The organism is Marinobacterium sedimentorum, from assembly GCF_024267675.1.
Lineage (GTDB): Bacteria > Pseudomonadota > Gammaproteobacteria > Pseudomonadales > Balneatricaceae > Marinobacterium_A > Marinobacterium_A sedimentorum.
Map to the genome: position 1 here is coordinate 435893 of NZ_JALDYX010000001.1, position 19990 is coordinate 455882.

At 60.5% G+C, this 19990-nt stretch carries 17 protein-coding genes and 1 tRNA gene; 6 read left to right on the plus strand and 12 right to left on the minus strand.

The genetic code is table 11. The features are described 5' to 3' along the window. Positions 1–33: 33 nt before the first annotated feature. The 10 genes from MRS74_RS01995 to MRS74_RS02040 all read right to left on the minus strand — a co-directional run bounded on the left by MRS74_RS01995 (position 34) and on the right by MRS74_RS02040 (position 10094). A tRNA-Phe gene (locus tag MRS74_RS01995) sits at positions 34–109 on the minus strand. A 117-nt stretch (positions 110–226) separates the two neighbouring features. Next, positions 227–577, minus strand: coding sequence for a Na+/H+ antiporter subunit G (locus MRS74_RS02000; protein ID WP_254578594.1), 351 nt, complete (start codon positions 575–577; stop codon positions 227–229). Between the two features lie 66 nt (positions 578–643). Further along, positions 644–913: a K+/H+ antiporter subunit F gene (locus MRS74_RS02005; RefSeq protein WP_067376718.1), complete on the minus strand. Its 270-nt coding sequence runs from the start codon at positions 911–913 to the stop codon at positions 644–646. Beyond that, on the minus strand, positions 907–1395 hold the full coding sequence (locus MRS74_RS02010; RefSeq protein WP_254578595.1) for a Na+/H+ antiporter subunit E: 489 nt from the start codon (positions 1393–1395) through the stop codon (positions 907–909). The genes MRS74_RS02005 and MRS74_RS02010 overlap by 7 nt, the downstream gene beginning before the upstream one ends. 1 nt (position 1396) lies before the next feature. Further along, positions 1397–2920, minus strand: a complete 1524-nt coding sequence (locus MRS74_RS02015; RefSeq protein ID WP_254578596.1) for a monovalent cation/H+ antiporter subunit D — start codon at positions 2918–2920, stop codon at positions 1397–1399. Between the two features lies 1 nt (position 2921). Continuing rightward, positions 2922–3275: a Na+/H+ antiporter subunit C gene (locus MRS74_RS02020; RefSeq protein WP_254578597.1), complete on the minus strand. Its 354-nt coding sequence runs from the start codon at positions 3273–3275 to the stop codon at positions 2922–2924. Continuing rightward, positions 3275–6070: a monovalent cation/H+ antiporter subunit A gene (locus MRS74_RS02025; protein ID WP_254578598.1), complete on the minus strand. Its 2796-nt coding sequence runs from the start codon at positions 6068–6070 to the stop codon at positions 3275–3277. The genes MRS74_RS02020 and MRS74_RS02025 overlap by 1 nt, the downstream gene beginning before the upstream one ends. A gap of 324 nt (positions 6071–6394) precedes the next feature. Then, positions 6395–6673, minus strand: coding sequence for an oxidative damage protection protein (locus tag MRS74_RS02030; protein WP_067376707.1), 279 nt, complete (start codon positions 6671–6673; stop codon positions 6395–6397). 227 nt (positions 6674–6900) lie between these two features. Then, positions 6901–7944: an A/G-specific adenine glycosylase gene (mutY, locus tag MRS74_RS02035; protein WP_254578599.1), complete on the minus strand. Its 1044-nt coding sequence runs from the start codon at positions 7942–7944 to the stop codon at positions 6901–6903. Further along, positions 7944–10094 (minus strand): AsmA family protein, encoded by a 2151-nt coding sequence (locus tag MRS74_RS02040; RefSeq protein ID WP_254578600.1) that lies wholly within the window; start codon positions 10092–10094, stop codon positions 7944–7946. Before MRS74_RS02040 ends, mutY begins: the two co-directional genes overlap by 1 nt. 188 nt (positions 10095–10282) lie before the next feature. Here MRS74_RS02040 and hisB point away from each other — a divergent pair, with 188 nt between their 5' ends. The 4 genes from hisB (at position 10283) to hisF (ending at position 13137) form a co-directional block, all read left to right on the plus strand. Beyond that, positions 10283–10876: an imidazoleglycerol-phosphate dehydratase HisB gene (gene hisB / locus MRS74_RS02045; RefSeq protein WP_254578601.1), complete on the plus strand. Its 594-nt coding sequence runs from the start codon at positions 10283–10285 to the stop codon at positions 10874–10876. Beyond that, positions 10877–11524 carry an imidazole glycerol phosphate synthase subunit HisH gene (gene hisH / locus MRS74_RS02050; protein WP_254578602.1) on the plus strand — a complete coding sequence of 216 codons (648 nt, stop codon included), beginning with the start codon at positions 10877–10879 and terminating at the stop codon, positions 11522–11524. It abuts the gene before it with no gap. Positions 11525–11612: 88 nt separating this feature from the next. Further along, the gene (gene hisA, locus MRS74_RS02055; RefSeq protein ID WP_254578603.1) at positions 11613–12350 is read left to right on the plus strand and encodes a 1-(5-phosphoribosyl)-5-[(5-phosphoribosylamino)methylideneamino]imidazole-4-carboxamide isomerase; all 738 of its coding nucleotides are present in this window, start codon (positions 11613–11615) and stop codon (positions 12348–12350) included. Between the two features lie 13 nt (positions 12351–12363). Beyond that, a complete protein-coding gene (gene hisF, locus MRS74_RS02060; RefSeq protein ID WP_254578604.1) occupies positions 12364–13137 on the plus strand; it encodes an imidazole glycerol phosphate synthase subunit HisF in 774 nt (257 codons plus the stop codon). Between the two features lie 66 nt (positions 13138–13203). Here the strand turns inward: hisF and MRS74_RS02065 are convergent, their stop codons facing one another. Further along, positions 13204–15336 carry a putative bifunctional diguanylate cyclase/phosphodiesterase gene (locus MRS74_RS02065; RefSeq protein ID WP_254578605.1) on the minus strand — a complete coding sequence of 711 codons (2133 nt, stop codon included), beginning with the start codon at positions 15334–15336 and terminating at the stop codon, positions 13204–13206. Positions 15337–15341: 5 nt separating this feature from the next. Next, positions 15342–16220, minus strand: a complete 879-nt coding sequence (locus MRS74_RS02070) for a phosphate/phosphite/phosphonate ABC transporter substrate-binding protein (RefSeq protein ID WP_254578606.1) — start codon at positions 16218–16220, stop codon at positions 15342–15344. A gap of 310 nt (positions 16221–16530) precedes the next feature. Between MRS74_RS02070 and hemB the strand changes: the two genes are divergently transcribed. After that, positions 16531–17541, plus strand: coding sequence for a porphobilinogen synthase (gene hemB / locus MRS74_RS02075; protein ID WP_254578607.1), 1011 nt, complete (start codon positions 16531–16533; stop codon positions 17539–17541). 59 nt (positions 17542–17600) lie between these two features. Next, the gene (ppk1, locus tag MRS74_RS02080; RefSeq protein ID WP_254578608.1) at positions 17601–19796 is read left to right on the plus strand and encodes a polyphosphate kinase 1; all 2196 of its coding nucleotides are present in this window, start codon (positions 17601–17603) and stop codon (positions 19794–19796) included. The last annotated feature ends 194 nt before the right edge of the window (positions 19797–19990 follow it).

The following is a 19990-nucleotide window of genomic DNA, read 5'->3' on the forward strand; positions in this document are numbered from 1 at the left end:
CCACTATTGCTAGCGAGGCTTCTAAGCATTACTTGGTGCCCGGAGGCGGAATCGAACCACCGACACGAGGATTTTCAATCCTCTGCTCTACCGACTGAGCTATCCGGGCAACTCAAGAGGCGCGTATTATTCTCTTTGGGAGCCCTCATGTCAACGCTATATTTCCATAAATTTCATGGGTTTTGTGATAAATACCAGAACACCACAGAGCCAGGTTAACGGCTGGTCAGTGATCATCCATAAAGCGCTTCGCATACTCCTGACCCTGGGTATTATCCTCCCACTCAAGGCGATGATGCAGCGCACTCTTGGCCAGCATATGGGTACTGACGGGCGTGGTGAGCAGCAGAAATACAGCGATAAGCAGCTGATTCATGCTCAGTACACCGCTGTTCCAGGAAGACAACAGCAGGGCGCCGATCAGCAGCCCCCACATTCCCAGGGTCGTAGCCTTGGTGGGCGCGTGCATGCGCGTATAGAAGTCCGGCATGCGCACCAGCCCCAGCGAGCCCAGCAGTATAAAGGTGCCACCACCTAGCAGCAGCAACGAGACAATCAGTTCAAACCAGAATGGCATAGGCCAGCCTCCTTATTGCGTATTCATGACCTGGCAAGGCGCAGACAGAGCGCCAATGCCAGTGTCCTATTCGATAATGTCGCCACGCAGCATGTACTTGCACACCGCCACTGTGCTGACAAAGCCCAGCAGGGCGATCAGCAGTGCGGCCTCAAAATAAAGCTCTGTCGCCTTCCAGAGCCCGAACAGAATGATCAGTGCGCTGCTGTTGATGTACAGCGTATCCAGCGCCAGCACCCGGTCCGGCAGCCCCGAACGGGTGTGCAGGCTCCACAGGTTCATCAGCATCGCCAGACACAGCATGGCGAACACCAGGGGTATGACCCAGCTCAACATTCGAAAATCTCCCGCAGCGGTGTCTCGTAACGGTGCTTGATGGTTGCGATCAACTGCGCCTCGTCTTCCAGATCAAGTACATGCAACAACAAGCGGCTGCGATCCGCCGACACATCGGCGCTCAGGGTACCCGGCGTCAGTGAAATGGTGCTGGCCAGCACCGTGATGGGAAAGTCCCGGGTAATATCCAGCGGCACTTCAACAAAGGCCGGGCGCAGCTTCAGCTGTGGCCGCAGCATCAGCTGCGCCACTTCCATATTGGCCACCAGAATGTCCCAAAGCACCCGAAACAGGAACATCAGCGCCTTGAGCGGGTGGCGGATGGCGGGCTGGGGGTTGCGCAGATGCTTTGTCAGCAGCGGAATCATCACCGCCAGCACGGACCCCAGCAGCAGATGGCCGGGCGCGACCGTCTGATTCAGCAACAGCCAGACCAGCAGCAACAGCAAACTGGTATAGGGTAATGGCAGCCAGGTACGCATCTTATTTGACCTCCACCAACTGAGTCATCGGCGGCAAAACGCTGCCGATCTGGCCCTGAACATCATGCAGCTGCTGCGCCGTGGCGGCCACCATTTGCGTCACAGGCCCGGCAAAAACCGACAGCAGCAGAGGCATGGCAAGCAGCATTACTGTTGCCAGCAGCTGCACCGGATGGGCCCGCAGAATCTCGACAGGCTTGCCCGCCGGATTCCAGAACAGGGTACTGCCTGCGCGGGACAGCATAATCAGCGTCACCAGACTGCTGCCCAGCAGCAGCGGCCAGAGCCAGCTCATTTCAGCTACGCTGCTGGCGGCACTGAGCATCAGCACCTTGCCGACAAAGCCCGCCAGCGGCGGCATGCCGATAACCGCAATGGCGCCGATAAAGAACAGCGACCCCAGCAGTCGACCCTGCCCCACGCCACGCCCCGGCACCAGCCGATCGCCTACCTTGCCGCGCTGACGTGCAATCAGGTCGGCCAGCAGGAAAAGACCGCCACTGATCAGGGTGCTGTGCAGCAGGTAATAGAGCGCCGCCGCCGTGGCATTTTCACGCTGCATTGCAATGACCGCCAGCAATGTGCCAACCGAGACGATAATCAGGTTGGCAATCAGCCGGCGCAGGTCCTGCGAGGCCAATACACCGATGGAACCGATCAGAATTGTCATCAGGCCCAGAGGCCAGAGCCAGGGGCCGGCAATATGACTCAGCGGCCCGGCTGCGTCACCGAAAACCACCGTGAACACCCGCAGGATGGCGTAGATGCCCACCTTGGTCATGATCGCAAAGAGCGCTGCCACCGCCGGTGTCGAGGCCGCGTAGGCCGCTGGCAGCCAGAACTGCAGCGGCAACATGGCGGCCTTGAGTCCGAACACGATCAGCAGCATCAGGCCTCCGGCACGTACCAGGGGCGCTTCAGCGGGGTCCAGCTGCTGCACCTTGAGCGCCAGATCAGCGATGTTCAGCGTCCCCAGGGTGCCGTACAGAATGCCCAGCGCAAACAGGAAGATGGCCGAACCCGCCAGATTCAAAATCACATAGTGCAGTCCGGCCCGCGTACGCGTCTTGCCACCGCCGAACATCAGCAGGCCATAGGAGGCGATGAGCAGAATCTCGAAGAATACGAACAGGTTGAACAGGTCGCCGGTCAGGAAGGCGCCGTTGATACCCAGAATCTGGAACTGCAGCAGCGGCTGGAAAAAGGAGCCCTCCTCATCCCGGGGGCCGAAGGTATAGAGCAGCGAACAGAAAGCCAGCACCGAGGTCAGCAGCAGCAACAGGGTACTGAGGCGATCGGCCACCATCACAATGCCAAAGGGCGCGGCCCAGTCTCCCACCGCATAAACCCCTGTCTCCCCCTGCTGTGCCTGCTGCACCAGCAGAACACTGATCAGCATAGTGGCAGCCGACAGCACCAGGGCAAAGTTGCGCTGGCGCACGCGGCTCTCGGTCAGGGGGGGCAGCAACATCAGCAGGCCGCCGAGCAGCGGCAGAATAAGCGGTAACAGGATCAGATGCTGCATCTCAGCTGCGCTCCTCTGAATCCAGCACTATTTCCGGCACGCGGCCGTCCACATGGTCGTTGCCAAGGTCTCCCCGGGCACGCATGGCCAGAATGACGACAAAGGCTGTCATGGCAAAACCAATCACTATCGCAGTCAGCACCAGCGCCTGGGGCAGCGGATCGGCATGATTGCTGCCGGCACCCAGCACCGCGGCGGCACTGTCATTCAGGCGCCCGGAAGAGAACAGAAACAGGTTCACACCATAAGACAGCAGGGTCAGACCCACCACCACGGGAAAGGTGCGTCCGCGCAGCAGCAGGAACACACCTGCAGCGGTCAGAACGCCGACACAAACGGCATACAGGGCTTCCATCAATCTTGCTCCTTGGTCACAGGTCTTTCACTGGTAGTCATCTGACCGAGATTGGCAAGAATCAGCAGCGTGGATCCCACCACGGTCATGTAAACCCCCAGATCAAAGGCCATGGCGCTGGCCAGTTCGAACTCGCCCACCAGCGGCAGCTCGAAGTGACCGAACCAGGACGTCAGGAAGGGTCGGCCAAACAGCCAGCTGGCCGCACCGGTCAGGGTCGACAACAGCACACCACAACCAATCAGGCGCGGATAGGTCACCCGTACCCGCGCCTTCATCCAGTCCACGCCCTGGGCCATGTACTGCAGAATCAACGCCACCGCCGTCACCAGTCCGGCGATAAAGCCGCCGCCCGGCATATTGTGGCCGCGCAGGAAAATAAACGCCGACACCAGCAACGCCAGCGGCAGCACGCTCTGGGAAATGGTAGCCAGCACCAGTGGATAACGGTCCCGGGCCCAGCTACGGCCATCAGCATCCCCCGAGGGCATGAACAGCCGCAGCCCCGCCAACAGGTTGTAAATGCCCAGCGCCGCTATCCCCAGTACGGTGATTTCACCCAGGGTATCGAAGCCTCGGAAGTCCACCAGGATGACGTTGACGACATTGTCGCCACCGCCGCCGGTTTTGCTGTTCTGCAGAAAGAAGTCCGAAATCGGATTGAAGCTGCGTGTCAGCATCGCGTAGCTGATCGAGCCCATCAGGCCACCGATCATAATCGACAGCGACAGGTCTCGCAGTATGTGACTCGGGCGTGATTCCCGCGGCGTGCGCTGCGGCAGGAAAAACAGCGCCAGCATCAGCAGGATCAGGGTCACCACCTCCACCACCAGCTGCGTCAGGGCCAGATCCGGTGCTGAAAAGCGCGCAAACACCAGCGACACCACCAGCCCCACAACAGACAGCATCAGCAAGGCCACGACCCGGTTGCGGTTGTAAATCACCGTGGCAACGGCACCGATGCACAGCAGCAGCGCCATGGCCACGGCAACCCCATCCAGCGGCAGCTGAGGCCGGCTGCCGGTCAGGCTCACCAGATCCAGCATCGACTGTCCCGCCAGCAGTACCCACAACAGCAGCATCAGCACCAGGTAGCGCTGCAGCGAGCCGTTATCGAGCCACTCCAGCAGCCAGCTCGCGGCCGCAACCAGACGCCGAACCAGGCGTTCAAAGGCCTCATTGGCATTGAACTCCGGGAACTGCTTCTGAAACGCATAGATATTGCGGCGATTGAAATACACCAGCAAACCGCCGCACATGGCCACCAGGCTCATGATCAGTGGCGTATTGATGCCATGCCAGATCGCCAGACTGTACTCGGGCAGCGCACCGCCCAGCACCGCGGACGAAGCCAGCGCCAGCAGCGGACCCACCACCAGGCTCGGGAATATACCCACCAGCAGACAGAGCGCCACCAGAATTTCCACCGGCACTTTCATGTAGCGCGGGGGTTCATGGGGTGTCCGGGGCAGGTTGATCGGCTCGCCGTTGAAAAAGACATCGTGAATAAAGCGTGTCGAATAGGCTACCGAGAAGATCCCGGCCAGGGTTGCCAGCACCGGAATAATCCACGACAGGGAGCCCAGGAAATCCTGCTGCAGGGTTTCGGCAAAGAACATTTCCTTGGACAGGAAGCCGTTCATCAGCGGCACGCCGGCCATCGCCAGGGCCGCCACCATGGCCAGGGCCGCGGTATAGGGCATGTATTTCCACATGCCGTTGATACGGCGCATGTCCCGCGTGCCGCACTCGTGGTCGATGATGCCGGCGGCCATGAACAGCGAGGCCTTGAAGGTGGCATGGTTGATAATATGGAACACCGCCGCCACAGCACCGAGCTTGGTGCCCAGGCCAAACAGCATCGTAATCAGACCCAGATGGCTGACCGTGGAGTAGGCCAGCAGACCCTTCAGGTCATGCTTGAACAGGGCGAAGTAAGCGCCCACTAGCATCGTTGTAAGGCCCGTCAGGCTGACCAGCGCAAACCAGAGATCGGTGCCGGACAGCGCAGGATAAAGCCTGGCCAGCAAAAAGAGCCCGGCCTTGACCATGGTGGCCGAGTGCAGATAGGCGCTGACAGGCGTTGGCGCCGCCATGGCATGAGGCAGCCAGAAATGGAACGGAAACTGCGCCGACTTGGTAAAGACACCCAGCAGCACCAGCACCAAAGTGACCGGGTACCAGGCATGCGCGCGAATCAGATCGCCGCTGGCCAGAATCACATCCAGCTCGTAGCTGCCGGTGATCTTGCCCAGCAGCAGAATACCGCCCAGCAGTGCCAGGCCGCCTGCGCCGGTTACGGTCACCGCCATGCGAGCCCCCCGGCGGGCCTCGCTCTTGTGCCACCAGTAGCCGATCAGCAGAAAGGAGCTGATACTGGTCAGCTCCCAAAACATCCACAGCTGCAGCAGGTTGCCCGACAACACTATGCCCAGCATCGCCGTCATGAACAGCATCAGATAGGCGTACAGCCGTGCCATGGAATCCTGCGCCGACAGGTAATAGCGCGCGTAGAGGATAACCAGCAGGCCAATGCCCAGAATCAGAATGGAAAACAGCAGCGCCAGGCCATCAAAGCGAAAGCTGATATTCAGCCCCAGCGCCGGCAGCCACTCCAGCTGCGCCTGAATCGAATTGCTGCCCTCAAGCTGGGGAATAAGGCTTAGCGTCAGCAGCAGTGCCAGTGCCGGCAGTACCGCCGTGGCCCAGGCACAGGCCGTGCGTCCCAGGCCCGACGCCAGAATGGGGACGAGCGCCCCCAACAGTGGCAGCAGGGGTATCCACATGAGAATCATGCCGTGTTCATTCCTGTTCCAGGCAAAATTGATGGTGAGCGGGCCAAAATCCCAGGGCCCGAAAGCATGGCAACGAGACTGGCCACTTCACTCCGGTGCAAGCCAAGGCCCATGTAAGCAGGGCCCTGCAGGCTGTCCGAAAAAGCGCCCTGGCAGCCTGTAGGACTTAACACTGATCTACTGCGGAAAGGCCGAATTTGGTCATTTTCCGTACTCTTTTTTGTTAAATAGCACCACTATTTGCCGCAAAAGAGCTCAAAAACTGCTTCAAATCGGTCGCTCTCTCGCTACGACCGGCCAAGTCCGACAGGCTGCTAGCAGGGATCAGGAGGCGTCGCTAGGCGGAACGTAGCCTTCGGCCTGGGCGTAATCATCACCGCGCATGAATTTATCCATTTCCTTCTGCAAAAATTCGCGGGTCGAGGGATCCATCATGTTCAGGTGCTTCTCGTTGATCAGCAGCGTCTGATGGGCGGTCCATTCGGTCCAGGCCTGCTGGGAAATATGCTCGTAGATATCCATGCCCTTTGGGCCGGGATAGGGCGGACGCGCTAGACCTTCCAGCTCCTGTTGGTACTTGCGGCAGAATACGGTACGGGTCATCGGTGTCTCCGAATAAATTACTTTTTAACCTTGCGGACAAACCGACTCAGGCTCGGAGTCGACCGTCACGCCAAAGGCTCTTTGATCCATCATAAGCATGGCCGCCATTAACCTGGCGCTCGCACTGGCCAGCGGCCAGTGATGCAGCATCCATGCATCATGTATTAACCCGTCGGGTTGATAGTGTCTCCAGCGGTGAAGCCCTCGGGCTTACACCGGCTGTCGGCTTAAAACGCCTGACAGGCCGCCAGCAGCCGTTTGACCGGCGCGGCAAGGCCCACGCTGGCGGGCCGCTCTATGTTATACCAGAGTAACGGTGCCCCTTCCATGACAGCCTCTGCGTCACTGGGTCGCACCAGTACCGGCGTTATATCCAGATGAAAGTGACTGAAAGTATGGCGTAGCGGCGCCAGCACCCGGGCGCTGTCGAGATCCAGCGCAAGGCCGGTTTCACGTTCGGCGTCGCGCAGGTCCGCCGCCTGGGGCAGGCTCCAGAGACCGCCCCAGAGGCCGCTCGGCGGGCGCTGCTGCAGCAGTATTTCGCCGGCTTCGTTCTGAACCATCAGCATCAGCGTCTGGCGTACCGGCAGAACCTTCTTCGGCCTTGGCATCGGCAGTTCGGCCGTGCGCCCCTGGGCATGGGCCGCACAATCACCCTGCAGCGGACAGCGCCCGCAGGCAGGCTTGCTGCGGCTGCAGAGGGTTGCGCCCAGGTCCATCATGGCCTGGGTATAGTCACCGGCGCGCTGCCAGGGCGTATTGCGCTCGGCATAGCCCCAGAGTTCCTGCATCACCGCCGTGCTGCCCGTCCAGCCTTCGAGGGCGTAAAAGCGCGCCAGCACCCGCTTGACGTTGCCATCCAGAATGGCGGCGCGCTTGCCGGTCGAGATCGACAGAATGGCACCTGCGGTGGAGCGGCCAATACCGGGCAGCGCCTCCAGCCCCTCAACGCTCTGGGGAAAGCAGCCATCGAACTCGCGTGCGACTATAGCCGCTGTCTTGTGCAGGTTACGGGCCCGGGCGTAGTAACCCAGACCCGTCCAGAGATGCAGCACCTCGTCCTGGTCCGCCGCCGCCAGCGTCTCTACGTCGGGGAAGCGCGCGATAAAGCGCTCGAAGTACGGGATCACCGTCGTCACCTGGGTCTGCTGCAGCATGATCTCGGAGACCCAGGTGTGATAGCTGCTCTTGTCGGCCTGCCAGGGCAGGTCATGGCGGCCGTGCTGGTCAAACCAGCTCAGGACGGCATTATGGAATTGTTCTGGCGTCATCAGTTTCCGAACAACCCTTTAAGCAGCCCCTTGGCTCCGTCACCAAGCTTCTCCTGCAGTTTTTTCTCCACTTTTTCCTCAACTTTCTGCTGCACTTTCTCTTTGAGCTGCTGCTTGATCAGGTTTTCGAACAGGCTGAGGTCCGGGCGGCACAGCTGGGCCGGCGGCGTATCGAAGGAGCCCTTGCAGTTCACCGGCCATTCGACACCCTGAATCTTGTTGTTGACCGAGCAACTCTGCTTGAACAGATTTTCCTGAATCGTCAGCCCCAGGCGGTAATCAATCAGCGCCCTGGGCAGGTCCACCGATCCACGGCCCTTGAGGCCGACGGCATCCAGCGACGCCTGCAGATCCTCATTGCGCACCACACCATTGCGCAGGGTGAAGTTGCCGCCCAGATTGGCAAAGGGCGTGGAGCCATCCACCTGCTCGGCATTGACGCCCAGGCTCGCAAGGTTGTTGAAGCCCTGGCAGACGGTCTGTGCCATGTCGATGCCGCTGATGGTGCCATCCGTCACATTAAACCTGGCCGTGCCGTTGAGGCTGTTGACGATGGCATGCACGGAGCGACCCTGGGCACTGACTTCAGCCTGGCTGCTCAGGGTGCCGGTCATGGCGGGCTTTTCGGCGCTATTGAACGCCTGCAGCAGGTCACCGACCTGCAGACCACTGACATTTTTGCTCGATTTTAGCTTCACCGGTGTGCCCCGTACATCCAGTACTGCGCTGTTGCGCACCGTGCCGCCAAACAGGTTGGCATTGATACGCGACGCATTGATCAGACCGTTGCGGGCATTGACCGCCAGGTCAACATCGCTCAGGGCAATGCCCGACACCTGCAGCGCCTGCAGCTTGAACTGGGCATCCAGCAACAGCGCCTGCAGCGGCGCCACCGGAATTACCTCTTCTTTGGAGTAACGCTCGCCGCTGGCGGCTTTGCCGGCCGACGCCTTATCCGCCCCCTTGGAGCTCTCGCTCTTTGGCGCCAGGTAACGATCGGCATTGAAGGTATCGCCATTCAGATCCAGGCTGATGGCACCGTCGGCCAGGCTGTAGGCCAGGGCACCATTGAAGTGGGTGTCATCCAGCGTCAGCGTCAGCGGCTTGAGGCTGATCTGGCTGGTCGACCCACCCAGCACGGCGCTAAGAGACAGCTTGGTCAGCGCCCTGTCGTCCTGCATCGCAGGCAATGGCTGACCGAGCAGCTGAAGCAGACTGCGCGGATTGAATTCGGCCAGTTTAAGCTCGCCGCCCAACAGGGGTTCGGCAAAACCCTGTAGCGACAGTGAACCGCTGGCCTTGAGGCTGGCAACGCTCAGGTTCAGATTGTCGATGCGGGCCAGCTGTGCGACCAGGTCGGCGGCTACATCGCCGCTGAGTTTCAGATCCACCGGCTTGTCACCGAACGCGGCCAGGCGCAGCTGCACACTGCTGTCCAGTCCGCGCAGGCGATACTGCTGTGTCAGCGGGTCGAGCTGAACCTCGGCCTTGAGGCTGGTGTCGGCGCTCAGTGTCGGCGCTGCATCAGTGGCGGACCGATCCAGCTTGAAGCTCAGCTCGATCGGGAAATACTCGGCCTGGCGGATACGGCCCGAGGTCAGCGCCAGCTCCTGCAGCTGCACGCGGGTGCCGGCCTTGAGGTCGGCGTAGGCGATACGGCCATTGCTGACGGCAATGCTCTCGATATCCAGCGCAAGTTTCGCGCTGCCGTCGCTGTCGGTGCCTGCATCGCCGCTGCCTTCGGACTGCGCCGGGGCGCCGCCGGGGGCGCTCCAGTTGTTGCTGCCATCGACCGCCTGCACCAGATTGAGATCCAGTCCCTCGACAGTGATGCTGCTCATCTCGACCTTGCTGGACAGCAGTGGCAACAGTTTCACTGACACATGCGCCTGTTCCAGACTCGCCAGAGCCGGCTGCTGCGGATACTGTAGCTTGACCTGGCTGATCTCCAGCCCCAGCCATGGGAAGACTGACCAGCCGATATCGCCGTCAATACTCAGCTCCAGCCCGGCTTTTTCGAGCGCCAGCTGTTCGATATCGGCCTTGTAATCATTGGGTTCGAAAAAAACGCCAAGCAGAATCCCTGCGCTCGCAATCAGGATGACGAGCAGAGCCGCCAGACCCAGTACCAGTTTCGTCAAGCCTTTCATGGCTGCCTCCATTCATATGTCAGTGCGCCAGCATAATAGGATCCCGTCAGGAAGCAATGCTTTAGCGCCCGTCCGCACGCTTGCGGAGCATCCTTGAAGGCAGCAGCTGCATCGCCGCTGGCGGGTCGTGCGCCGCCCCTGAGTTAGTTGTATAATCGCCGCCTTGATCAAGCTATCTGGAGCCCCCCATGGCAGAGCGTACCGCCACGGTCACCCGCAATACACTGGAGACGAAAATCACCGTCTCGGTCAATCTCGACGGCAGTGGCAAACTGAATGCTGATACCGGGGTTCCGTTCCTCGAACACATGCTTGAGCAGATAGCCCGTCACGGCCTGCTGGATCTGGATATTCACTGTGTCGGTGACATCCATATCGACGATCACCACACCGTTGAAGATATCGGCATCACCCTGGGTCAGGCGATGGCCAAGGCCGTCGGCGACAAGAAAGGCATCATGCGCTACGGCCACGCCTATGTACCGCTGGATGAAGCCCTGTCCCGCGTGACCATCGACTTCTCCGGACGCCCCGGCCTGCACATGGACGTCGAATTCACCCGCGCCTCCATCGGCCGGCTCGATACCCAGCTGTTCTGGGAGTTCTTCCAGGGATTCGTCAACCATGCCGGCGTCACGCTGCATATCGACAACCTGAAAGGCTTTAACGCCCACCACCAGGCCGAAACCATCTTCAAGGCCTTCGGCCGCGCGGTCCGCTTTGCGCTGCAGATCGACGAACGCGCCGCCAATCAGGTGCCTTCGACCAAGGGAAGCCTGTAAATGTCGAGTATTGCGGTTATCGATTATGGCATGGGGAATCTGCACTCCGTGGCCAAGGCACTGGAGTTCGTGCAGCCGGGTGTCGAGGTGCGCGTTACCGCCGATCCCGAGCAGGTGCGCAGCGCCGACCGGGTACTGCTGCCGGGCGTAGGCGCCATCCGCGACTGCATGGCGGAAATTCGCCGTCTGGGCGTCGACCGCGAAGTGGCCGAGGCCATTGCCTCGGGCAAGCCGTTTCTGGGCATCTGCGTCGGCTATCAGGCGCTGATGCAGCACTCGGAAGAAAATGGCGGCGTTGACTGTCTGGGCCAGTTTGATGGCCAGGTGCGTTTTTTCGGCGACGACCTGAAAGACAGCGCCGGTGAAAGACTCAAGGTGCCGCACATGGGCTGGAATTGCGTCGAACAGACCCGCGATCACCCGCTCTGGGCCGAGATCGACAACGGCAGCCGTTTCTACTTCGTGCACAGCTACCATGTACAGCTGGGCCAGCGCGACCAGGTTGCCGCCACCTGCGAATACGGCACCCAGTTTGACGTCGCGCTGCAGCACAAGAACGTGTTCGCCACCCAGTTTCACCCGGAGAAGAGTCAGAAGGCCGGGCTGCAGCTACTGAAGAATTTCCTGAACTGGGACGGCACCCTGTAGCCAGGCGCGTCTGCGTCCCACCCTGAACGACGGTGGCGGTCTCTGAACAGGAGGCTGCCACCGGCATCAAACGATCAGCGAGACCATTATGCTTATTATCCCTGCGATTGATCTGAAAGACGGTAAATGCGTGCGCCTGCGTCAGGGCCGGATGGACGACTCCACCGTCTTCTCCGACAACCCGGTCGAAACGGCCGCCAAGTGGGTTGATGCCGGCTGCCGCAGGCTGCACCTGGTAGACCTGAACGGCGCCTTTGCCGGCACACCGGTCAATGGCGAGATCGTCAGCGCCATCGCCAAAGCTTACCCCGACCTGCCGATCCAGATCGGCGGCGGTATTCGCAGCGCCGAAACCATCGAAGCCTACCTAAAGGCCGGTGTTGAATACGTGATTATCGGCACCAAGGCGGTAAAGGAACCCGAATTCGTGACCGAAATGTGCCGCCGTTTCCCGGGCCACATCATCGTCGGTATCGATGCCCAGGACGGCTACGTGGCCACCGATGGCTGGGCCGAGATTTCCAGCGTCAAGGCTGTGGATCTGGCCAGGCGTTTTCGCGATGACGGCGTCTCTTCCATTGTCTACACCGATATCAGCCGTGATGGCATGATGCAGGGCGTCAACGTCGAGGCCACGGCGGAACTGGCACGCGAATGCGGCCTGCCGGTTATCGCCTCTGGCGGCGTCACCGATATCAACGATATCCATGCTCTGGCCGCCGTGGCGGATCAGGGCATTCTGGGAGCCATCACCGGACGCGCCATTTACGAAGGCACGCTGAATGTGGCCCAGGCCCAGCAGCTCTGCGACCAACTCGGCAACTGAAGGAAGTACCGCCATGGCATTGGCCAAACGTATCATTCCCTGTCTTGATGTCGAGAACGGCCGTGTCGTCAAGGGCGTGCAGTTCCTCGATATCCGCGACGCCGGTGACCCGGTCGAAATTGCCCGCAAGTACGATGAGCAGGGTGCCGACGAGATCACTTTCCTGGATATTACCGCCAGCCATGAAGGCCGTGACACCATGGTGCACACGGTCGAGAAAATGGCCTCACAGGTCTTTATCCCGCTCACCGTCGGTGGCGGCATTCGTACCTGTGACGATATCCGCCGCATGCTCAATGCCGGCGCCGACAAGGTGTCCATCAACACCGCCGCGGTCTTCAACCCGGAGTTCGTGCGCGAGGCCGCCCAGCGCTTCGGCTCCCAGTGTATCGTTGTGGCCATCGACGCCAAGAAGGTCTCGCTGCAGGGCGAGACCGATCGCTGGGAGATTTTCACCCACGGCGGACGCAAGCCCACCGGGCTGGATGCGGTGGAGTGGTCACGCAAGATGGTGGAGTATGGCGCCGGCGAGATCCTGCTGACCTCCATGGATCGCGATGGCACCAAAAACGGTTTTGATCTGGGTGTCACCCGGGCCATTTCCGAATCGGTGCATGTGCCGGTTATCGCCTCCGGTGGCGTTGGCAACCTGGATCATCTGGTGGCCGGCTGTATCGAAGGCAAGGCCGATGCGGTACTGGCGGCGTCCATTTTCCACTTCAATGAATACAGTATTCCCCAGGCCAAGGCCTATATGCGCGAACGCGGTATCGAAGTGCGACTCTGAAAAAAGCGCCACCTGCGAGTGACAGCCTCCTGGCGTCACTCGTCTTACAGCTTCACGCACAGGCTGCTAGCCAACCTCTACTTCCCCCAGCCGTTCCAGCAGCGTCTCCAGTGCCATCGGGCGCCCAAGCAAGTAACCCTGGGCATGGGTGGCCTTCATTTCCCGCAGCGCCTGCAACTGAAACTCTGTTTCCACGCCTTCGGCAATGGACTGAATACCCAGCGACTTGGACAGCGCCAGTATCGCTTCCACCACCGGGCAGTAGCTGCCTGGCAACTGGTTGCTGATGAAACTGCGGTCAACCTTGAGGCCGTCGATCGGCAGGGTGGTCAGGTAGCTCAGCGACGAGTAGCCAGTGCCGAAATCATCGATCAGTACGCGCAAGCCCGCGTGCTGCCAGTGGCGCAGCGTCTCGGCGCATTTCTCGACGTTGCGCATCATGGTGGTTTCGGTAATTTCGATACGCAGATTGCCCGGCGGCACCCGCTCGCGCAGCAGAATTTCGAGAATGCCGTCACGCAGCCGATCGGACTGCAGTGCCACACCGGATACGTTCAGCGACAGCTTGAAGTCCGGCATCTGCGGCAGAATATGCTGGCGCAGAGCCCGGCAGCTGCACTCCATGACCCAGAACGTCAGCGCCTCTATACGGTCGGAATCCTCCACTACTGGGATAAAGCGCCCCGGTGGTATCAGCCCATGTTCGGGGTGATTCCAGCGAATCAGCGCCTCGGCACCGCTGATCTGGTTGGTCTGCAGATCGAATATCGGCTGATATTCCAGAAACAGCTGCGATTCGCTGATGGCCGCGTCTATCCCCTGCAACACCATCAGGTGATCCTGCAGCTGGGACTTCAACTCCTGGCGAAAAAAACAGTACTGGTGACGCCCGGCGTGCTTGGCGGCATACATGGCGATATCGGCGTGGCGCATCATGTCCTGGGCCGTTTCGCCATCGTCGGGGAAAAGAGTAATACCGATACTGGCCGACACGCTGAAGCGCTGCCCCTCGAGGCTTACCGGCTCGACAAAGAGGTCACTGACGTGCTGCGCCAGAGTATCGGTGCAGGCGCTATCACAGAGGGGAAGCACCAGCGTGAACTCATCCCCGCCCAGACGCGCAATCAGCGGTTTGGTCCCGCCAGCCAAGCCATCCAGCGTTGCATCAAGCACCAGCTGCTGCAAGCGCGCCGCCACCACCTTCAATACCTGATCGCCAATATCATGGCCGGCACCGTCGTTGACCTGCTTGAAGTGATCCAGGTCGATAAACATCATGGCCAGGGATTCCCCCCGGTCCTTGCAGTCCAGCAGCATCTGTTCGAGCTCCTGCTGCAGCAAACGACGATTGGCCAGGCCTGTCAGGGGATCATGGAACGCAAGGCGCGATACCTCACCATGGCTGCTCCGCACCCGCAGGCGCATCTGCTCCAGCGCATCCGCCAGCTCACCGACTTCATCGTCACGCCCCAGAGTGAAACTGATGCAGTCGTCATGGCCACGGAACTTGCGGCTGCGGGCAGCCAGCTCCTTCAGCGGTCGCGTCAGGCAGCGACTCACCGCCACCGACAGCACCAGCGTAAACAGCACCAGCACGACAAAGCCAAACAGCAGCACCAGCTTGACCTCCTGGCGCAGGCCTCCCAGCGTAGTCGTCAGCTGCCGGGAAACATTGTCGATATCGGTCTGGGCGGCACGGTAGGACATCGAAAAACGTACCGCGCCCAGGGTGGCAGAGCCTGCCGTGATGGGGTAGACCACATGCAGATACTGCCCCAGAGGCCGTGCGCCCGGCTGGAAATGGTTCCCCAGCCCCGCCGGGACACGACCTCCCAGAAGCTCGCCATAGGACAGCAGGTCAGCGGTACCATCGTGCAAAATCCGTCGATCCGTACCGTAGACATAGATATAACCGATCTCGGCGCGCTCTTTTAGCTGCGACAGAATGCCCTGAATTTCACTGAAGTCCCGCAGATACAAAGGACCCGACAGGCTATTGGCCAGGGTTTCGCCGAGCAGCAGGGCATCGCGGCTGACCTGGCGCACGATACTGGTCTCGATCGCATCCTGACCGGCGACACTGATGCGGCTGTACGCGCCCTGCAGGACATAGAGCGAAAACACCAGCAGCGCACTGCTGGCACCCAGGGTTATCAGCATCAGAATGGCGCCGTAGCGGGTGGCGATGGAACGTCGCATCAGGCCTACCACGCGCGGCTACTTCGGTAGATATCATTCAGCAATGGCAGGTCATCCGGCAGGATCGGCTCAAAGCCGGTCGTTTTTTCGTAAGCTGCCATCAGCTCGGGGGCATTCGCGGGCGTCATGCGCAGCAACAGATCTCGCAGCGCCGCCACCAGCTCAGGCGCCAGCCCGGCGGAGACCAGTTCCAGTGCCCGCGGGTAGGAAGGCGAGCGAAAAATGATCCGCAATTCGTCTCGCAGCGCCGGCGGCACCCGGGCCGAATCATCCCAGTCACTACTACTCAGCGCACCGGCAACGATGAGCGACTTGTGCACCCAGAGTGCATTGTTGCGCTCGTTACGGCTAAACATGTAGCTGACGCGCCCCGCAACAGACGGCTGCTGCAGGTCTTTCATCGGGCTCAGTATCATACCTCGCTGCTCCAGCAACCGTCGGGGCAGATAGTAGCTGCTGAATGAGTCCGCATGTTCGAAGGTAATCGTCTGGCCTACCAGGTCATCCAGGCTGCGCACCGGGGAGTCCAGCCGGGTATAAATAATGCTTTGATATTCCCGCTGGCCGCGCTTCCACTTGCGTAACAGCAGGCGGGCATCGGCCTCATGTACCAGGCGCGCCGCGGTAAAGGGGGTTTCGGTCACCCAGTCCACCTCACCCCGGCGCATCGCCGCCACCAGGTCGGCCGCCTGCGGAAACAGTCGCACCTCAGCAGAACTGATGCCCAGGGGAGCCAGCTGTTGCGCGGCATAATCCGCCATCGGGCGCAGTTGCTCGTAGTCCTTGCTGGGCCTGTCACTGACTTGACCCAATACCAGCACCCGAGCTTCGACCGCGGAGAAAAGCACCAGCCCCAGCATTAACAGTATCAGTCGTGACAACATCTTGTTTTCATATTATAGGTTGGTCATGACACCAAAGTACTTGAAACTATTGGGAAACAAAAGACCCCAACACAGCTTCGGAGCCTACTCGCACGCCCAAATACACCCACACAAAGCACTAAAGGCCACGGCACAAGCCTAATACCGCGGAGTCAGAAGCCCGCACGCAGTTTCCGCCAACGGGTGCTCGGCGTATCATTGGGCTAATCCTGCTGTTGCCAGCCGCCCGATGCCAATCTGTTTTGGCACAGGTTATCCGGCTGTCACACAAACGCTTTCTAATTATTGATAAGACAAGAGGTATTTACCCGTGGCCTTTAACGACAGCCAGCGAATTTATCCCGAAACCCGCCTGAGACGCATGCGTGCCGACAGCTTTTCCCGCCGCCTGATGTGCGAGAACCAGCTGACGCCGCATGACCTCATCTACCCGGTGTTCGTGATAGAAGGCACGGGGCAGACCGAAACCATCGCGTCCATGCCGGGTATCGAGCGCATGACCATCGACCGCCTGGTGCAGGATGCCCGCGAGGTACAAGCCCTCGGCATTCCCGCCATCGCCCTGTTTCCGGTGACACCGGCCAGCGCAAAATCCGAGCTGGCAGAAGAATCCTGGAATCCGGATGGCCTGGCCCAGCGTGCAGTGCGTGCGGTAAAGGATGCCTGCCCGGATCTGGGCGTCATCACCGATGTGGCACTGGACCCTTTCACCACCCACGGCCAGGACGGCATTATCGACGAGCGCGGCTACGTGCTGAATGACCGCACCGTCGAAACCCTGGTGCGCCAGGCGCTGTCCCACGCCCAAGCGGGCGCCGATGTGGTGGCACCGAGTGACATGATGGACGGTCGCATTGCCGCCATCCGCGAAATACTGGAAGCCGATAGCCATGTGAATACCCGCATCATGGCGTACTCTGCCAAGTATGCGAGCGCCTACTACGGCCCTTTCCGTGATGCCGTGGGCTCGGCTGCGAACCTGGGCAAGAGCAACAAGTCCAGCTACCAGATGGATCCGGCCAACAGCAACGAGGCGCTGCACGAAGTCGCCATGGATCTGGCTGAAGGCGCCGACATGGTCATGGTCAAACCCGGCATGCCGTACCTCGATATCGTGCGCAGGGTCAAAGACGAGTTCAAGGTACCCACCTTCGTCTATCAGGTCAGTGGCGAGTACGCCATGCACATGGCGGCGTTCCAGAACGGCTGGCTGGACGAGCGCTCGGTAACACTTGAATCCCTGCTGGCATTCAAGCGCGCCGGCGCCGACGGCGTGCTGACCTATTTTGCCAAGCGCGCAGCGCGGGCGCTCAACGAATAACAGGGCCATTGCCAGTGGGTCACCGGGGCAATGGACAGCAAAGATCAGGAGCACAGGGAATGAATACTCAGATAGCAGAGCCGGTCATCGAACCGGTTGTCGACCAGGCCGAGCTGGAAGCCGCGGAGGCGGCGCAGGCCCTGCTGGAAAGCCGCGAGAGCCTGGCCATTACCGAGCCGGTGGAGCAGACACCGCTGGACCTCAAGGCCCCGGAGCTCTATATAAACCAGGAACTCAGCCACCTGCAATTCAACGTGCGGGTACTGGAGCAGGCACTGGATCCCAGCTACCCGCTGCTGGAACGGCTAATGTTCCTGCTGATATTCTCCAGCAATCTGGACGAATTCTTCGAGATTCGCGTCGCCGAGCAGCTGCGTCAGCTCAAGTACGGCCGCGAGGCCGTGGGCCCCGACGCCATGCACCCGCAGAAAATGCTCGAGCGCATCAGCGAAATCTGCGGCATCAACGTCACCCGTCAGTACAAGATCCTGAACGAGACCATCTTCCCCGAACTGGCCCAGCAGGGCATCCACTTCGTGCGCCGTGGCGACTGGAACAAGGAGCAGCGCGCCTGGGTCAAGAACTGGTTCGAACAGAACGTGGTGCCGGTTATCAGCCCCATCGGGCTCGACCCCTCCCATCCTTTCCCGCGCCTGGTCAACAAGAGCCTCAACTTCATCGTCCAGCTGGATGGCAAGGATGCCTTCGGCCGCGAAACGGGCCTGGCCATTATCCCGGCGCCGCGCCCCTTGCCACGCCTGGTGCGCCTGCCGGACGAGCTGTGCGAGGGTGGCGACAACCTGGTTTTCCTGTCATCGATGATTCACGAATTCGCCGAAGACCTCTTCCCCGGCATGAAGGTCGAGGGTTGCTACCAGTTCCGCATTACCCGCAATGCGGATTTGACCTTCGACTTCGAGGAAATCGAAGATCTGGCCCGCACACTCAAGGGGGAGCTGCATTCGCGCAAATACGGCGACGCGGTACGGCTCGAAATCGACAACCGCACGCCAGAAAAGTACATCCGCTTCCTGCAGCACGAATTCACCATCAGTGACAGCCAGGTTTACCGCGTCGATGGCCCGGTCAACCTGACCCGCCTGATGGCGGTGCGCGACATGGTGGAGCGCACCGATCTGCGCTGGAAGCCGTTTTCTCCCGGCATTCCGAACAAGCTCAAGGATGAAAAGATCGTCTTTGAAAGCCTCACCGCGAGCGAACAGCTGCTGCTGCATCCCTGGCAGTCGTTTTCACCGGTAGTGGACCTGCTGCGCCAGGCCGCCAAGGACCCCAAGGTACTGGCCATCAAGCAGACGCTGTACCGTACCGGCGTCAAGTCCGACATCGTCAACGCCCTGGTGGAGGCTGCGCGCAACGGCAAGGAAGTCACGGTGGTGATCGAGTTGCGCGCCCGCTTTGACGAGGAGAGCAACCTCAACCTGGCGAGCCGGCTGCAGGAAGCCGGCTGCCTGGTGGTGTACGGCGTGGTGGGCTACAAGTGCCACGCCAAGCTGATGCTGATCGTGCGCCAGGAAGGTACCCGGCTGGTGCGCTATTGCCACCTGGGAACCGGCAACTATCATTCCGGCACCGCACGGCTGTACACCGACTACAGCTTTATGACCGCCGATCCGGAGATGGGCGAGGACGTGCACAAGGTGTTCCAGCAGCTCACCGGCATGGGCAAGATTCAGCGCCTGAAAAAGCTCTATAACGCGCCCTTTACCCTGCACGCCAAGATGCTTGAGCTGATCCAGCGTGAAATCAAGCATGCCCGCGCCGGCAAGCCTGCGCACATTATCGTCAAGGTCAATGGTCTCACCGAGCCCAAGTTGATCCGCGGCCTGTATGAAGCCTCCCAGGCTGGCGTACAGGTGGATCTGGTCATACGCGGCACCTGCCGTCTGCGCCCCGGCATCGAGGGCATTTCGGACAATATCCGGGTGGTGTCCATTGTCGGCCGCTTCCTGGAGCACACCCGGGTGTACTACTTCGAGAACGCCGATAATAAACCCGATGTATTCTGCGCCAGCGCCGACTGGATGGAGCGCAATATGCTGCACCGGGTTGAAACCGGCTTCCAGCTGTCCGGCAAGCATGCCGAGCGCATCAAGCGCGAGCTCGACTACTACCTGCGCGACAACACCCACAGCTGGGTGCTGGCCTCGGATGGCAGTTATACCTTGCGCCAGCCCGCCGAAGGCGAAGAGCCCTTTAGCGCCCAGCAGCAACTGCTCAGCGAATACGCCAGCTAACTATCCGGGTTCCCGCCTGCAGCATCGGCAATTTGTCGGTGCTGCTTCCCTCCGGCTCCCGCCGCCGCTACACTTCCTGTTCAAGCTGTCAGCTCTTTCCCGGCGTTGTCAGTGGCAAAAATTTGCCTTTTGCCGATTTTTGCGGACAATAGCGCCCCTTTCCCGTCCGCGACACGTCGAGCAACAGGGGAAAC

Bases quoted from the DNA above. Each gene is read 5' to 3' on its own strand.
- MRS74_RS02025 (WP_254578598.1), bottom strand. From the start codon at position 6,070: ATGATTCTCATGTGGATACCCCTGCTGCCACTGTTGGGGGCGCTCGTC.
- mutY (WP_254578599.1), bottom strand. From the start codon at position 7,944: ATGACGCCAGAACAATTCCATAATGCCGTCCTGAGCTGGTTTGACCAG.
- MRS74_RS02070 (WP_254578606.1), bottom strand. From the start codon at position 16,220: ATGTTGTCACGACTGATACTGTTAATGCTGGGGCTGGTGCTTTTCTCC.
- hisB (WP_254578601.1), top strand. From the start codon at position 10,283: ATGGCAGAGCGTACCGCCACGGTCACCCGCAATACACTGGAGACGAAA.
- MRS74_RS02040 (WP_254578600.1), bottom strand. From the start codon at position 10,094: ATGAAAGGCTTGACGAAACTGGTACTGGGTCTGGCGGCTCTGCTCGTC.
- MRS74_RS02030 (WP_067376707.1), bottom strand. From the start codon at position 6,673: ATGACCCGTACCGTATTCTGCCGCAAGTACCAACAGGAGCTGGAAGGT.
- MRS74_RS02000 (WP_254578594.1), bottom strand. From the start codon at position 577: ATGCCATTCTGGTTTGAACTGATTGTCTCGTTGCTGCTGCTAGGTGGT.
- MRS74_RS02065 (WP_254578605.1), bottom strand. From the start codon at position 15,336: ATGCGACGTTCCATCGCCACCCGCTACGGCGCCATTCTGATGCTGATA.
- MRS74_RS02010 (WP_254578595.1), bottom strand. From the start codon at position 1,395: ATGCGTACCTGGCTGCCATTACCCTATACCAGTTTGCTGTTGCTGCTG.
- MRS74_RS02020 (WP_254578597.1), bottom strand. From the start codon at position 3,275: ATGGAAGCCCTGTATGCCGTTTGTGTCGGCGTTCTGACCGCTGCAGGT.
- hisH (WP_254578602.1), top strand. From the start codon at position 10,877: ATGTCGAGTATTGCGGTTATCGATTATGGCATGGGGAATCTGCACTCC.
- hisA (WP_254578603.1), top strand. From the start codon at position 11,613: ATGCTTATTATCCCTGCGATTGATCTGAAAGACGGTAAATGCGTGCGC.
- MRS74_RS02015 (WP_254578596.1), bottom strand. From the start codon at position 2,920: ATGCAGCATCTGATCCTGTTACCGCTTATTCTGCCGCTGCTCGGCGGC.
- ppk1 (WP_254578608.1), top strand. From the start codon at position 17,601: ATGAATACTCAGATAGCAGAGCCGGTCATCGAACCGGTTGTCGACCAG.
- MRS74_RS02005 (WP_067376718.1), bottom strand. From the start codon at position 913: ATGTTGAGCTGGGTCATACCCCTGGTGTTCGCCATGCTGTGTCTGGCG.
- hisF (WP_254578604.1), top strand. From the start codon at position 12,364: ATGGCATTGGCCAAACGTATCATTCCCTGTCTTGATGTCGAGAACGGC.